Raw genomic sequence first — 12,941 nt, 5'->3', positions numbered from 1 at the left:
CGTCCAGCGGCGGCGCAGGCAGCAGGTTCAGCAGATTGATCATGGCGATGAAGAAGGCGCCCATCAGCCATTCCGGCGACTTCAGCGCCAGGCCCGCGGCCACGAAGGGGATCATGGCCAACAGGCCGAACGCCGGCCCCGCCAGCGACACCAGCACCCCGTGCCACTCGCTCTTCGGCTCGCGCTGGCCCTTCGCCAGCCCGCCCAGGAATGGGATGATGTAGATGCGCGCCGGCCCCATGCCGACCCGGTTCATCGCCAGCACATGGCCGTACTCGTGCACGAACAGGCCGAACAGCACCGCCCCCGCCACGACCCAGCTGCCGGTCAGGAACCACAGGAAACCCGCCATCAGCAGGGTCGAGACCACCGCCCAGACCGGGTGCTGGCCCTTGTCCTCCTGCGGCGCCTCATGGCGCGCGCTGTAGCGGGGCGCATCGCGTGAAGACGCAGGCGCCGCCTCTTCCGGCTGCGGATCCCACGGTCCGGGTTTACGGCCGCCGGAGGGAAGGGTGTTGTCTGTATCGCTCATGGATTCGAACTGGGCGCACGGCGACGGCCCCGCAACGGGCCGCGTCGCCGCAGGGCCGTCAGATCAGCTCCACATCAACATGATGCCGCGCCTTGACCAGGTCATAGCGCGCGGGCTTCGACGGCGGCGGCAGGTCGATCATCCGCTGCACCGCCAGAGCCGCCTTCTCCAGCATCTCTTCCGGCACCGTCACCTCGAACTGCATGTGCAGCAGGCAGTCGCGGATGTTCTCCAGCGTGATGCGCTTCATGTGCGGACACAGGTTGCAGGGGCCGACGAACTCCACCTCGGGCACGTCGCCCTTGATGTTCGAGGCCATGGAGCATTCGGTGATCAGCACCACCCGCTTGGGCCGACGCTGCTCGACATATTCCGTCATGGCGGCGGTCGAACCGGCGAAGTCGGCGGCGCGCAGGATCTCTTCGGGGCATTCCGGGTGAGCCAGCACCTCAGCGTCCGGCCAGGCGTCGCGCATGTCGGCGATGTCCTGCGTCGTGAAGCGCTTGTGCACCTCGCAGTGGCCCGCCCAGGCGATGATGCCCACCGTCGTCTGCGCCGCCACATTGCGCGCCAGATATTCGTCGGGGATCAGGATGACCTTGTCGACGCCCCACTCCTTCGCCGCCCATTCGACGACCTGAACGGCGTTGGCGCTGGTGCAGCAAATGTCGGTCTCGGCCTTCACATCGGCCGTGGTGTTCACATAGGTGACGACCGGCAGGCCCGGATGCCGCTCCTTGATCAGCCGCACGTCCGCCCCCGTGATCGAGGACGCCAGCGAACAGCCCGCGCGCAGGTCGGGGATCAGCACCGTCTTGTCCGGCGACAGGATCTTGGACGTCTCGGCCATGAAGTGAACGCCCGCCTGAACGATCACTTTCGCTGTCGAATTGGCGGCCTCCTTTGCCAGCCCCAGGCTGTCGCCGACATAGTCGCCCACGCCGTGAAAGATCTCGGGCGTCATATAGTTGTGGGCCAGGATGACCGCGTCGCGCTCGCGCTTCAGCCGGTTGATCTCGCTGATCAGCCGCGCCTGCTGCGGCCACTCCAGCGGGGTGACATGGTCCTTGACCTTCTCCCACACCGGGGCGGTCTCTTCCGCCAGTTCCTTCGACAGACCGAAAGCGCCGTCCGCCATCGTCCCTACTCCCTCAACGACCGTCTGCGCGGCTCCGACTTATGCTCAAAGTTAGCATAAGCAGGCGCAATGTAGGCTGTTCCGCACACGGCGCAAGGGAAATCGGCTCAGTCTTCCAGGGTGAACAGGGCGTCCAGCGGCACGCCCAGCGCCTGCGCCAGCGTCAGGGCCACCAGCACCGACGGGGTGAAGACTTCGTTCTCCACCGTATTCACCGTCTTGCGCGACAGGCCGGCCCGGTCGGCCAGTTCCTGCTGCGTCAGACCCGCCGCCGTGCGGACGGCCTTCAGCTTCACGACCAGACGAGGATCAGCCACCAGAAGCCCGCCGGTCCAACTGCCAGTAACGCAGCCCCGCCGCCGAGGCCGTGACGAACATCAGCCCCGGCATGGCCGCCACCGCCGCCTGCGGCTTCCACAGGCCGAGGGCGAAGACGACCACCATCCCCGCCAGCGCCACGCCCAGGGCTGCGTTCAGCGCCGAACGCCGGAACGACAGGGTGAGTTCGTCTTCCAGCAGTCGCTTCAATCTCCTGTCGCCACGAATATCGAAACCCGTGACCATCGTCAGCAATAGGCCGGAAACCACAGGCGACAGTGCAGCCATTTTCCAATCGTCCCAATCCCCTTGCCCTCCGGCGATGGCCCAGGCGGACCTCGCGCCCAGATAAACGAGAATGAGTGAGGTCAACGGCATGATCGCCATCGCCACGGCGCGCTTCTTCTGAACGGTGTCGCGATAGCCCTCCTTGGAGCGCTCCACCCGGATAGTGTCGGAATCCGGCCCATTCAGCATTCCGAGCACCATCGAAGCGCCGACTGCGCAGAGTCCGAGCAAGGCCAGGATAGCCCCGGCTGTCGCTGCGCCCTCTTCGCTGCGCCGGACCAGAAAGACACCGCAGAAAGCAGTTGCAAGGCCAACACCGCCCAGCCCCGCGATCATCCGCAGCCGCCGCACGCGTCTCCGTTCGTTCGCCTTCGCCCGCTTCAAGTCGTCGTCCATCGGCGCCTCCCGTGATACCTACAGGTTACATATCACCTACAGGTTACATCGCAAGCGCGATCTACAGCGCCTCGGCGCCCAGTCGCGCCGCCCACAACGCGGCGCGTTTCTTCAACTCGTCCTTGCGGGCCATGTCCGACAGCTCGGGCGGCAGGCGGTCCAATTGCTCGAAGCGGAAGCTGTCGGGGCCGTGCGCCTTCCATTCCGCCTGTAGCGATGCGAACGGACTGCCGCCGGTCTTCAGCGAGAACCACAGGCCGTTCTGCTGGGTGTCGATGTGGCGGCTCTGGCCCACCCAGGCGCGGCCGGTGGCGGAACAGATGACGGCGAACACCCCGGCGATGACGGGGCGCTCCTTATAGGCGGCGACCAGCGCCTTGCGGTCGGTCGGGGGCATGAGAGGTCTCCATATTTACCCGGATGATATAGACGCTTATTTTACCCGGGTAAATACTCCAAACGCGCGACGTCATAATGCACCGCAACAGGCAATCTGTTGCCCTGCATGCGCGATCTGACCTAGACGAAGGGTCATTCGATCCCACGTCCACGCCGCTCATCGAGATAATCGTGCAAGATACCGTCCGCCGCATCCTGACCGCCCGCGTCTATGACGTGGCCGAGGAGACCCCGCTCGACCCGCTGAAGCGGCTGTCGGCGCGGATCGGGCGCCCCGCCTTGTTGAAGCGTGAGGATCTGCAGCCGGTCTTCTCGTTCAAGATCCGCGGCGCCTACAACCGGATCGCGGCCCTCACGCAGGCCGAACTGGCGCGCGGCGTCATCTGCGCCTCGGCGGGCAATCACGCGCAGGGGGTGGCGCTGGCGGCGGCAAAGCGCGGGGCGGCGGCGACCATCGTCATGCCGACCACCACGCCGGGCATCAAGGTGGCGGCGGTCCAGGGTCTGGGCGGTCAGGTCGTGCTGCACGGCGAAAGCTTCGATGACGCCTACGCCCACGCCCGCACGCTGGAGAAGCAGACCGGCGCGACCTTCGTCCACCCCTTCGACGATCCCGACGTCATCGCAGGCCAGGGCACGGTCGGGCTGGAGATCCTGCGCCAGCACCCTGACCCCATCGACGCCGTCTTCATTCCCATCGGCGGCGGCGGTCTGGCGGCGGGGGTCGCGGCCATCGTCCGTTTCCTGCGGCCCGAGACGCGGCTGATCGGCGTCGAACCCGCCGAGGCCCCGACGATGAAGAGCGCCATCGAGGCCGGGCGCGTCGTCGATCTGGATCAGGTCGGCCTGTTCGCCGACGGGGTGGCCGTGCGCCGCGCAGGAGCTGAGACGTTCCGCCTGTGCCGCGACCTGCTGGACGAGATCGTTCTGGTCGACACCGACTCCATCTGCGCGGCGGTCAAGGACATCTTCGACGACGTGCGCGCCGTGGCCGAGCCGTCGGGCGCCGTGGCGCTGGCCGGGCTCAAGGCGTGGGCCGCGCGCAACCCCGGATCCGGCGCGCTGGTCGCGATCAACTCGGGCGCCAACGTCAACTTCGACCGCCTGCGCCACGTCGCCGAACGGGCCGAGATCGGCGAGGGCGCCGAGGCCCTGTTCGCCGTCGCCATGCCCGACCGGCGCGACGACTATCACCGCTTCCTGCGCAGCCTCGACGGCCGCTCGATCACGGAATTCAACTATCGCTGGTCCGGCGACGGCACGGCCCAGATCTTCGTCGGCGTGGCCCTGCGCGACGGCGTCGCCGAGCGCGAAAGCCTGCTCAGACATCTGACCGCCGACGGCTATTCCGTCGTGGACATGAGCGACAATGAGACCGCCAAGCTGCACGTCCGCCACATGGTCGGCGGCCGCACCATCGGCCTGCCGCACGAGCGGCTGCTGCGTTTTGAGTTCCCCGAACGGCCGGGCGCCTTCCTGCGCTTCCTCAACAGCCTTCAGCCCGCCTGGGCCCTGACCCTGTTCCACTATCGCAACCACGGCGACGACGCGGGCCGGGTGCTGGCAGGCGTCAGCGTCCCGCCGGATCAACAGGCGGCCCTCAGGGCGGCGCTGGACGAACTGGGCTACCCCTACGTCGACGAAACGGACAACCCGGCCTGTCGCCTGTTCCTGGACGGCGCGTCCTAACCTCTCGGCCGAGCGACGCAGCGCCAGACGAACAGCACCGCAATCACCCCCATCGTCGCAAAGGCCACCGTCCCGTGCGACATCTCCAGAAAGCCGGCCTGCCATGGATGGGCGGCGCGCGTGGCGGCGTCGAACGTCCACCATGTATCCGAGCCCCTGACGCTGGCGCCCCTGCGGATCATCTCGCCGCCTAGACGCTCGGCCATGACCGGGCGCACCACCGCGTTCAGAACGACCGCGATCGCCAGCGGGATCACATACCATAGGGAATCGATCAGGGCCTTGCGCTGCGGCGTCGTCATGACCTGAACCAGAAAAGCCCGGCGGGCCGATGTCAACGCCGCAGCGCCGGCTTCACGCTCGGCTGATCGCCTCGGCGATTTCCTCGGCCGGACGGCCGGCCAGGGCCTTGGGGATCTCGCCGACCAGTCGCTCCTCCAGCGTCTTGTGCCAATGCTTGCGAAGCTGGCCCAAGGTCTTGGGCGCGGCGACCACGGCCAGGGCTTCGATCTTGTTGGTCAGGGCCATGTGGTTCAGCGCCTCGGCCACGCCCATAGCGAAGCCGTCCTCGGCCTGGGTGTCGTTGTCGGGGTTGGCGTCGCTGGAACGGCGGCCCGGCGCGCCGGACAGGCGTTCGGGGATCTCGGGCGTCGCCATCGGCTTGAGCTGGATGTCGAGGTTGTGGCCGGTGTTGCGGAACAGGCTCAGCTTCTCGCCGTCGGCGACGGCGACCAGGGCCCCGTTGGGCAGGTTCATCATCAGACTCCCGAAATAAGCGCCGAAAGGCAGGGCGCTGTCAGTCTAGCGCAAACGCCCCTTGCACCGTTCCCTCCTGCGACGCTTCGTGCGCCAGCAGCCACCGCTTGCGTTCCAGCCCGCCCGCGTAGCCGGTCAGGGTTCCATTGGCCCCGACGACCCGGTGGCAGGGCACGATGACGCCGATCGGATTGGCGCCGTTGGCCAGACCCACGGCGCGCACGGCGGCGGGCTTGCCGATGGCGTGGGCGAGCTGGCCGTAGCTCCAGGTCCGTCCCGCCGGAATGGTCCGCAGCGCCGCCCAGACCGCGCGCTGGAAGTCCGTGCCGCCGGTCTTCACCGCGAGCCCGTCCAGCGCCGTCAGATCGCCGTCGAAATAGGCGGCGACGGCGGTCTGCACCGCCTCCGGCGCCCGCCCCGGCGTCAGCCGCACTTCGCCATAGTGGCGGGCCAGCAGCTTCATCATCCGCGTCTCATAGTCGGTGAAATCGAAGGCGCGCACCGCGCCGTCCGCGTCCGTGACCAGCAGCACCTCGCCCACCGGCGTGGCGATGCGATCCAGCGTAAAAGCTTCAGGCTGCGTCTTTTTCATCGTCGTTCTCCATGATTTGCGCGCCGTCGATCCCCGCCTCGCGCAGGTGCAGCACCCCATAGGCCCGCCAGGGCCGCCATCGTTCAGCTCGCCCCGTCAGCCGTTCATCCTCAAGCCGGTCGCTGGCCATATCGGCCGCCTCATCAAGCCAGACGCCCGGCAGACGCAGGCCTGGCCGCGCCTTCACCAGCGGCGCCAGCACAGGGTCAGCAGCCAGATCGCGCCGGATCGCCTCGGGGTCGGCCGACAGGTCGAACAGCCGCCGCACCCGCGCCAGCACCCCCGGCAGGGCCTTCAGATCATCCAGCGCCGCCGTCACCGTCAGCCGGTCGCCCGCCTCGAACCGGGCAGAGACCTCGCCCGTCGCCCCGTCCGTCGCCGGGGTCAGGACGCGGCGCCAACCCCCGCCTTCGACCGTCTCGCCGCTCGCCTTCAACACCGCCAGCATGGTCTCAACCTCATAGGGCGGACGATAGGGCAGGCTCAGCCGCACGCCTCCATCCCACGGCCGCTCGGCCCGCGCCCGCAGCGCCGACGGCGGCCGTCCATACAGGGCCTGAAACGTCTCGTTGAAGCGCCGCACGCTGCCGAAGCCGGACGCCATGGCGACCTCGGCCATCGGCAGATCGGTCTGGTGGATCAAGGCCTTGGCCAGCAGGACGCGGCGCGTCTGGGCCACGCTGACCGGGGCGGCGCCCAGATGCTGGCGAAACAGACGGCGCAGGTGCCGCTCCCCCACCCCCAGCCGCGCGGCCAGGGCGTCGACGTCGCCTTCATCCAGAGCCCCCGCCTCGATCAGGTTCAGCGCCCGGCTGACGGTGTTGGAGGTGCCGCGCCACGCCCCCATGTCCGGCGCCGTCTCCGGCCGACAGCGCAGGCAGGCGCGAAACCCCGCCTCCTCGGCCGCCGCCGCGCTGGCGACGAAGCGCATGTTCTCGCGCTTGGGCGTCCGCGCCGGGCAGACCGGGCGGCAATAGATCCCGGTGGTCTTCACGCAGGTGAAGAAGCGCCCGTCGAAGCGCGGGTCGCGCGTCAGGACAGCCCGATAGCAGGCCTCCTGATCCAGCATGTCGCGAGCGTTATCCATGCCCGCAACATGCGCCCGCCGCGCCGCCCTGTCTCGCGGTTTTCGGACATGACGGCGCCGCAGCTCAACGGCTCACCCCTCGCGCGTCGTCGCGAGCCGCCAGACATAGGTGGCTATATTGACGACAAAGCTGATCGCCATCACCGCAAACACCCAGGTCAGCACCGTGCCCAGCGTCAGGGCCGTTCCATCCAGGTCACGACTGGCCTCGCTCACCGCGCGCAGGGCGTCCAAGCTGATGTTCGTCGCCCCGCCCTCGACGCGGGCGCTCGCCGCGCCCTGGGTCAGGGTGAACCACCAGCCCGCATCGAACAGCCGCCACAGCACCCACAGCGCCGCGCCCGCCAGCGGGATCTTCAGCAGCCAGGTCAACCGCCCTTCGCGCCCTCGGATCAGGCTGACCGCGTCCACCGCCATGCCGCCGACGGCCAGGGCCAGGATGGGGCCGTAGAGGGCCGCCCACACCGGCGCCGCTTCGATCCCCACGGCGCCGCTCCTCAAGGAGAACTCACCCAGGCCCGGAAAGCGGATCACGCCGATCCACCACATCACGAAGACGCCCCCGACGATCAGGGAGGCCAGCGCCTCCAGCCCCGGCTTGTCATTCACCGTCACGCCCCAGACACGCGCCCCCTTCGGCAGCCATTCGGCCTTGGCCTTCTCAGACCCCGACAGGGACGCGCCCCACTTCGCCGGATCGGCCAGGCCGAAGGCCGACAGGTCGCGCACCCGCCACTTCGTCAGCCACTTCGGCTTGATGTCGTAATGCTCCATGATCGCCCCGGCCAGCGTCAGCGCCCCCAGCAGGGTCAGCGCCCCGGAGAAGAAGCCATGGAAGGCCTGGCTGATCGCTCGCCCGAAATCGGCCGGCGCGCCCAGCACGCTGATCAGCAGCCCCAGAACCTGCACCGCCGCAATGACGATCAGCCCGGCCTTGGCCCCGAACAGCCAATAAGGGAACAGCTCCGGCCCGATCAGGCTGTCCGGCCCCTTGCGATAGCGGGCGGCGACGATCAGCGGGTGGCCGATCTCGTGCAGGATCGCCTCCTTCTCATCATCAGTCAGGGCCCGGCCCAGTTCCTCCTCGCGCGCCTCGACACGGCTCAGGATCAGGTCGCGCAGTTCGGCGACGATGTCCTCGCGGTCCTCGGTCGGCAGTTGCGCCGCCACGGCCTCCAGATAGCGTTCGATGATGTCCATCGCGCCCTCTCCCATCCCTTTTAGAGAATCCGTTCCAGCGAGGCGTTGATGCCGCGCCACTCCTCGATCAGGGCGGCCAGCATGGCCTCGCCCCCGGGCGACAGGACGTAGAAACGCTTCTTGCGCTTCTCCTCCTCGCGCCATTCGCTGGTCAGCAGCCCCTGCCCCTCCAGCCGACGCAGCAGGGGGTAGAGGGTGGATTCCTCCATCTCCAGCCCGTCCGCCGCCAGCGCCTGCCGCAGGGTGTAGCCGTAGCGTTCGGTCCGCAGGCAGGCGAGCACCGCCAGGACCAGCGTCCCGCGCCGCAGCTCCAGCCGCATCGTCTCGAACAGTTCCCGATCCACAGCCTCGCCTCACTTGCCGCCACATAGTGTGTGACACACAGTGTATGCGACATACTGTATGAGGCTGTCAACGACCTTCGCTATCTGACATCAGCGCATGACCGCCCGCAGAGGCGGTCATCGGCGCCTAGAGACGTGAAAAGCGCCCGCCCTCGTCAGCGTCGACGGTGATTGACAGGGAGACGTGCCGGGACCGCGTCACGGCGAACAACACCGCCTCCACGATGTCCCGATTGGTGGCGCGCTCGCCCTTGCGGCGCTCAAACGCAGTCTCCCACGCCTCTGCGCCCGGCTCGACGTCATCGAGATAGGGCGGGTGAACGACGAGGGATCGCACCGGCGTCCCGGCCAACATCTGGGCGAAGCCTTCAGCAAGGGCGGCCTGCGCGCGCTTGGCGGCGTAAAAGGGCACGGACGCGGTCTGAATCGCGGCGCCGGGCAGGCCGCTGATCGACCCGATGGTCACGATGTCCGGGCGACTTGATCGGCGCAGCAGGGGCATCAGCCCCTGTGTCAGAAGGAAGGTTCCTGAGACGGCGGCGTTCACCACCCCGAGAACCTCTTCGGGGCGATGGTCCTCCGCGCTCCCTTCGAGCCACATCGCCCCGTTGTTGATCAGGATGTCGACGACCTCGTGCTCGGCCTTCAGTTGCGCCACGGCCCGCGCCACGCTGGCGGCGTCGCCGAGATCCAGTTCAACGACCTTCGCCTGCACGCCCGTGCGCTCCAGAATGGTCAAGGCGACGCCCTCAAGCGCCTCGCGACGGCGGCCGCACAGGATCGGCCGGCTCCCTGCTTCGGCCAGACTGATGGCCAGGGCTGCGCCCAAGCCTCTGCCGGCTCCCGAAACGACGACCACGGAGCCTTCGAGGTTCTGGAGGGAAATCATGGAGGAAACACACGCTTACGACAGGAGATCACGCCCATAGGCCGGATAACGGCTTCAACCCATTCGTCATAAGGGCGCACCTGTTATCGGCGGTGAGAAGGCCGCTCGGCGATTGCGCCGCGCCTGCGCTTACCGCTGAGTTCTGGCTTAAAAGCGGAAGAAATGACGGCGCGACGCCGCTTCCCTTCGCCTCGGCTCCACGGTTAAGGTCGGCGCTCCGTAGGGGGAGTATTCTCATGTCGTATCGTCGCCGCGCCGCCTGTTCTCTGCTGGCGCTCAGCCTGGCCCTGGGCGCCGCGCCCGCCCTGGCGCAACAGAATCCGCCCGAACTTCTGGCCGTCGTCGGCCACGACAGCGGCGAGCGCATCACCCGCTCGGCCGATGTGCGCCGCTATTTCGAAGCCCTGCGGACCGCCAACCCCGACCGCATGGTCATGGGCGACTACGCCCAGTCGTGGGAGGGCCGCCCCCTGTTCTGGGCCGCTGTCGGATCGCCGCGCAACATCGCCCGGCTGGACGCCATCAAGGCCGCGACCAACGCCCTGGCCGATCCGCGCAAGACCAGCCCCGAACAAGCCCGCGCCCTGATCAACGACACCCCGGCCATCGTCTGGATGGCCTATTCGGTCCACGGCAATGAGATCAGCCCCGCCGACGCCGCCCTGGCCGCCGCGCGCCGCCTGACCGACGGCCTCGACGCCGAGGCGCAGGGCTGGCTGGAGAACGTCGTGGTCGTCTTCGTCCCGACCCAGAACCCCGACGGACGCGAGCGCTTCATCAACAGCTTCGAGGCGGGCCTGGGCGCCCAGCCCAACGGCGACCCCCTGTCGGCCGAGCGGGCCGAGCCGTGGCCGTCCGGCCGCTTCAACCACAATCTGTTCGACCTGAACCGCGACTGGTTCATCCAGTCCCAGCCGGAAACGCAAGGCCACTCGGCCCTGATCCGCGAATGGCGCCCGCAGGTGGTGGTCGATTCCCACGAGATGGGCACTGACTCCAGCTTCTTCTTCCCGCCCGAGGCCCAGCCGCTGAACCCCTGGATCTATCCGCCGATCCTGGACGCGCGCGAGCGGTTCGGCCGCAACACCGCCGGGCGCTTCGACCAGGCCGGGCTGGACTATTTCACGCGCGAGACCTTCGACGCCTTCTATCCCGGATACGGCGACGGCTGGCCCGCCTATTTCGGCGCCGTCTCCATGACCTATGAGCAGGGCTCGTCGCGCGGTCTGCTGGCGCGCCGCTCGTCGGGCGAGATGCTGACCTACGCCGACACGGTCAAGGGCCATCTGACCGCCACCCTGTCGACCATCGAGACCGCCGCCCGCGACCGCGAAAAGCTGCTCAGCGACTTCTACGCCTTCCACCGCGACGGGATCGCGGGCGGGCGCGGCGCCTATGTCCTGTCGCGCTCCGCCGCCGCCGATCCGGCCGCGGCCGACAAGCTGGCGGGCCTGCTGGTGCGTTCGGGTCTGGAGGTCGGACGCGCCACCGCATCCTTCTCCGCCTGCGGCCAGACCTATCAGGCGGGCGATTACATCGTGAACCTGGCCCAGCCCCAGCGCCGCATGGCCGAGACCCTGCTGGCCAAGGACGTGCCGCTGGACCCCAAATTCCTCGCCGAACAGGAAGCCCGCCGCGCGCGCGGTCTGGGCGATGAGATCTACGACCTGACCGGCTGGTCCCTGCCCCTGCTGTTCAATGTGCCGAGCCAGCGCTGCACCGGCGCTCCGTCGGTCCAGACGGCCGCCGTCGGCCCCGAACTGATCCGCCCGGCCGCCGTGGCCCAGGGCGACGCGACCTATGGCTACGCCATCCATCCGGGCACGGCGGGGATGCGCTTTCTGACCGCCGCCCTGACCGACAAGCTGCCGGTCCGCTCGATCGAGGCGCCCTTCACCCTGGACGGCCGCGCCTATCCGGGCGGAACCTTCATCGTGCCGCGCGCCGGTTCGCCCGACGACCTGGACGAGCGCGTCCGCCGTCTGGCCGCCGGCAGCGGCGCCCAGGTGACGCCGCTCGCCACCTCCTGGGTCTCCAGCGGCCCCAGCGTCGGCTCGGACAAGGCGACCGTCATCGCCGCCCCGCGCGTCGCCATGGCCTGGGACGACCCGACCGAGCCGGAATCGGCCGGCTCCATCCGTCATGTGCTGGAGCGCGAATACGGCTGGCCGGTCACGGCCGTCCGCACCCGCCGCCTGGCGAACGCCGACCTGTCCCGCTACCAGGTGCTGATCCTGCCGTCGGGCGGAAACTATGAGCAGATCCTGGGCGAGAGCGGCGTCGCCAACCTGCGCGCCTGGGTCCAGGCGGGCGGCGTCCTGATCGGCGTCGGCTCGGCCAGCCGCCTGCTGACCGATCCCGACGCCAAGCTGCTGGAGAGCCGCCGCGAGAGCGCCGCCTCCGGCGACGGCGACAAGGATGAGAAGGACGGCGGCAGCGAGATCGCCACCGACGCCGAATACCTGGCCCTGACCGGCCACCACGGCGGGGCGCCCGATCCGGTCGCCGGCGTCCTGGCCAGCGCCATGGTCGACAACGAACACTGGCTGGGCGCGGGCGTCGCCCCGACCCTCAGCGTCATGGTGCGCGGCTCGGACATCTACACGCCGCTGGCCCGCGACCAGGGAACCAACGTCGTGCGTCTGGCCGGACCGGATCAGGTGCTGGCCTCCGGCCAGCTGTGGGCCGAAAACCGCCGCCAGCTGGCCTACAAGCCCGTCGCCATGGCCTCCGAAGTCGGTCGCGGCCAGGTCGTCGCCTTCACCCAGGACGTGACCATGCGCGCCTTCCTGGAAGGGCTGAAGCCTTTGTTCCTCAACGCCGTCTTCCGCGGCCCGGCGCATACGTCAGGCACGAAGGGGAACTGACCCAACGCCTCCCTAGAGAAAAGCCGGACAGATGAAGGGCTGCGGGACGCCAGATCTCGCAGCCCTTTTCATACGCCCTCCCTGCCCCGTCGCCGAAAGCAGCAGGCGGGCTTTGACACCTGCGCCCGCACAGGCTTTGCTGCGTCCTTCAGCAGGGAGCCGACCACGCATGCCCATCCAGACGCCGCGACCGCCTGCCGATGACGGCGACTGGACCCTGCTGCAAAGCCGGATCGACCGCAGCTTCTGGCAGTGGGACCGGCGCCGCGAGCCGGAGGCGCCCATCATCAGCCGCTTCGTCATCCTGCGCCCGCCCGAACGGCTCGACTACGACACCTTCGACGAGGCCGAAGCCATGTTCGAGGCGATGGAGGAGTGAACCGCGCCGCCTGGCCCGCCCTGTTGGCGGGCGCCGTCCTGCTCAGCGGCTGCGCCTCCAGCGTGGG

The 12,941-nt window shown here is 68.7% G+C and carries 15 protein-coding genes; 3 read left to right on the top strand and 12 right to left on the bottom strand.

The features are described from left to right. From B2Y21_RS08255 to B2Y21_RS08235, 5 genes are all read right to left on the bottom strand, one after another. Positions 1–532, bottom strand: a 532-nt coding sequence (locus tag B2Y21_RS08255) for a metalloprotease (RefSeq protein WP_349679417.1), incomplete at its 3' end; no start/stop codon positions are given. Positions 533–590: 58 nt separating this feature from the next. Beyond that, positions 591–1,670 carry a quinolinate synthase NadA gene (gene nadA / locus B2Y21_RS08250; RefSeq protein WP_292058799.1) on the bottom strand — a complete coding sequence of 360 codons (1,080 nt, stop codon included), beginning with the start codon at positions 1,668–1,670 and terminating at the stop codon, positions 591–593. A 107-nt stretch (positions 1,671–1,777) separates the two neighbouring features. Beyond that, positions 1,778–1,987: a helix-turn-helix transcriptional regulator gene (locus B2Y21_RS08245; RefSeq protein ID WP_292058796.1), complete on the bottom strand. Its 210-nt coding sequence runs from the start codon at positions 1,985–1,987 to the stop codon at positions 1,778–1,780. After that, positions 1,980–2,672: a hypothetical protein gene (locus tag B2Y21_RS08240; protein ID WP_292058794.1), complete on the bottom strand. Its 693-nt coding sequence runs from the start codon at positions 2,670–2,672 to the stop codon at positions 1,980–1,982. The genes B2Y21_RS08245 and B2Y21_RS08240 overlap by 8 nt, the downstream gene beginning before the upstream one ends. A 61-nt stretch (positions 2,673–2,733) precedes the next feature. Then, on the bottom strand, positions 2,734–3,069 hold the full coding sequence (locus B2Y21_RS08235; RefSeq protein WP_292058792.1) for a GIY-YIG nuclease family protein: 336 nt from the start codon (positions 3,067–3,069) through the stop codon (positions 2,734–2,736). A gap of 170 nt (positions 3,070–3,239) precedes the next feature. Between B2Y21_RS08235 and ilvA the strand changes: the two genes are divergently transcribed. Continuing rightward, complete coding sequence (gene ilvA / locus B2Y21_RS08230; RefSeq protein WP_349679418.1) at positions 3,240–4,760, top strand: threonine ammonia-lyase, biosynthetic; 1,521 nt, start codon at positions 3,240–3,242, stop codon at positions 4,758–4,760. On the opposite strand, the gene B2Y21_RS08225 is transcribed toward ilvA, so the two are convergent. The 7 genes from B2Y21_RS08225 to B2Y21_RS08195 form a co-directional block, all read right to left on the bottom strand. Then, entirely contained in the window at positions 4,757–5,062 is a 306-nt protein-coding gene (locus B2Y21_RS08225; RefSeq protein WP_292058788.1) for a hypothetical protein, read from the bottom strand. The genes ilvA and B2Y21_RS08225 overlap by 4 nt on opposite strands. A 52-nt stretch (positions 5,063–5,114) precedes the next feature. Then, complete coding sequence (locus B2Y21_RS08220) at positions 5,115–5,516, bottom strand: host attachment family protein (RefSeq protein ID WP_291779272.1); 402 nt, start codon at positions 5,514–5,516, stop codon at positions 5,115–5,117. A gap of 40 nt (positions 5,517–5,556) precedes the next feature. Beyond that, positions 5,557–6,108 carry a methylated-DNA--[protein]-cysteine S-methyltransferase gene (locus B2Y21_RS08215; RefSeq protein WP_292058786.1) on the bottom strand — a complete coding sequence of 184 codons (552 nt, stop codon included), beginning with the start codon at positions 6,106–6,108 and terminating at the stop codon, positions 5,557–5,559. Beyond that, entirely contained in the window at positions 6,089–7,195 is a 1,107-nt protein-coding gene (locus tag B2Y21_RS08210; RefSeq protein ID WP_292058784.1) for a bifunctional transcriptional activator/DNA repair enzyme AdaA, read from the bottom strand. Before B2Y21_RS08210 ends, B2Y21_RS08215 begins: the two co-directional genes overlap by 20 nt. A 72-nt stretch (positions 7,196–7,267) precedes the next feature. Then, on the bottom strand, positions 7,268–8,395 hold the full coding sequence (locus B2Y21_RS08205) for a hypothetical protein (protein WP_292058782.1): 1,128 nt from the start codon (positions 8,393–8,395) through the stop codon (positions 7,268–7,270). Positions 8,396–8,415: 20 nt separating this feature from the next. After that, on the bottom strand, positions 8,416–8,739 hold the full coding sequence (locus tag B2Y21_RS08200; protein ID WP_292058780.1) for a PadR family transcriptional regulator: 324 nt from the start codon (positions 8,737–8,739) through the stop codon (positions 8,416–8,418). 127 nt (positions 8,740–8,866) lie between these two features. Continuing rightward, entirely contained in the window at positions 8,867–9,628 is a 762-nt protein-coding gene (locus B2Y21_RS08195) for an SDR family oxidoreductase (RefSeq protein ID WP_292058778.1), read from the bottom strand. A 236-nt stretch (positions 9,629–9,864) separates the two neighbouring features. Here B2Y21_RS08195 and B2Y21_RS08190 point away from each other — a divergent pair, with 236 nt between their 5' ends. Together B2Y21_RS08190 and B2Y21_RS08185 are read left to right on the top strand one after the other, a co-directional pair. Then, on the top strand, positions 9,865–12,495 hold the full coding sequence (locus B2Y21_RS08190; RefSeq protein WP_292058777.1) for a M14 family metallopeptidase: 2,631 nt from the start codon (positions 9,865–9,867) through the stop codon (positions 12,493–12,495). Positions 12,496–12,664: 169 nt separating this feature from the next. Beyond that, a complete protein-coding gene (locus B2Y21_RS08185) occupies positions 12,665–12,874 on the top strand; it encodes a hypothetical protein (RefSeq protein ID WP_292058775.1) in 210 nt (69 codons plus the stop codon). Positions 12,875–12,941: the final 67 nt, after the last annotated feature.

The organism is Brevundimonas sp. UBA5936 (genome assembly GCA_002430835.1).
Taxonomy (GTDB): domain Bacteria; phylum Pseudomonadota; class Alphaproteobacteria; order Caulobacterales; family Caulobacteraceae; genus Brevundimonas.
This window is presented reverse-complemented; position numbering and strand designations above follow the sequence as displayed.

Excerpts from the sequence above, each read along its gene's own strand:
- B2Y21_RS08220 (WP_291779272.1), bottom strand. The coding sequence starts at position 5,516 with ATGAACCTGCCCAACGGGGCCCTGGTCGCCGTCGCCGACGGCGAGAAG.
- B2Y21_RS08195 (WP_292058778.1), bottom strand. The coding sequence starts at position 9,628 with ATGATTTCCCTCCAGAACCTCGAAGGCTCCGTGGTCGTCGTTTCGGGA.
- B2Y21_RS08190 (WP_292058777.1), top strand. The coding sequence starts at position 9,865 with ATGTCGTATCGTCGCCGCGCCGCCTGTTCTCTGCTGGCGCTCAGCCTG.
- B2Y21_RS08185 (WP_292058775.1), top strand. The coding sequence starts at position 12,665 with ATGCCCATCCAGACGCCGCGACCGCCTGCCGATGACGGCGACTGGACC.
- B2Y21_RS08205 (WP_292058782.1), bottom strand. The coding sequence starts at position 8,395 with ATGGACATCATCGAACGCTATCTGGAGGCCGTGGCGGCGCAACTGCCG.
- nadA (WP_292058799.1), bottom strand. The coding sequence starts at position 1,670 with ATGGCGGACGGCGCTTTCGGTCTGTCGAAGGAACTGGCGGAAGAGACC.
- B2Y21_RS08240 (WP_292058794.1), bottom strand. The coding sequence starts at position 2,672 with ATGGACGACGACTTGAAGCGGGCGAAGGCGAACGAACGGAGACGCGTG.
- B2Y21_RS08215 (WP_292058786.1), bottom strand. The coding sequence starts at position 6,108 with ATGAAAAAGACGCAGCCTGAAGCTTTTACGCTGGATCGCATCGCCACG.
- B2Y21_RS08235 (WP_292058792.1), bottom strand. The coding sequence starts at position 3,069 with ATGCCCCCGACCGACCGCAAGGCGCTGGTCGCCGCCTATAAGGAGCGC.
- B2Y21_RS08210 (WP_292058784.1), bottom strand. The coding sequence starts at position 7,195 with ATGGATAACGCTCGCGACATGCTGGATCAGGAGGCCTGCTATCGGGCT.
- B2Y21_RS08225 (WP_292058788.1), bottom strand. The coding sequence starts at position 5,062 with ATGACGACGCCGCAGCGCAAGGCCCTGATCGATTCCCTATGGTATGTG.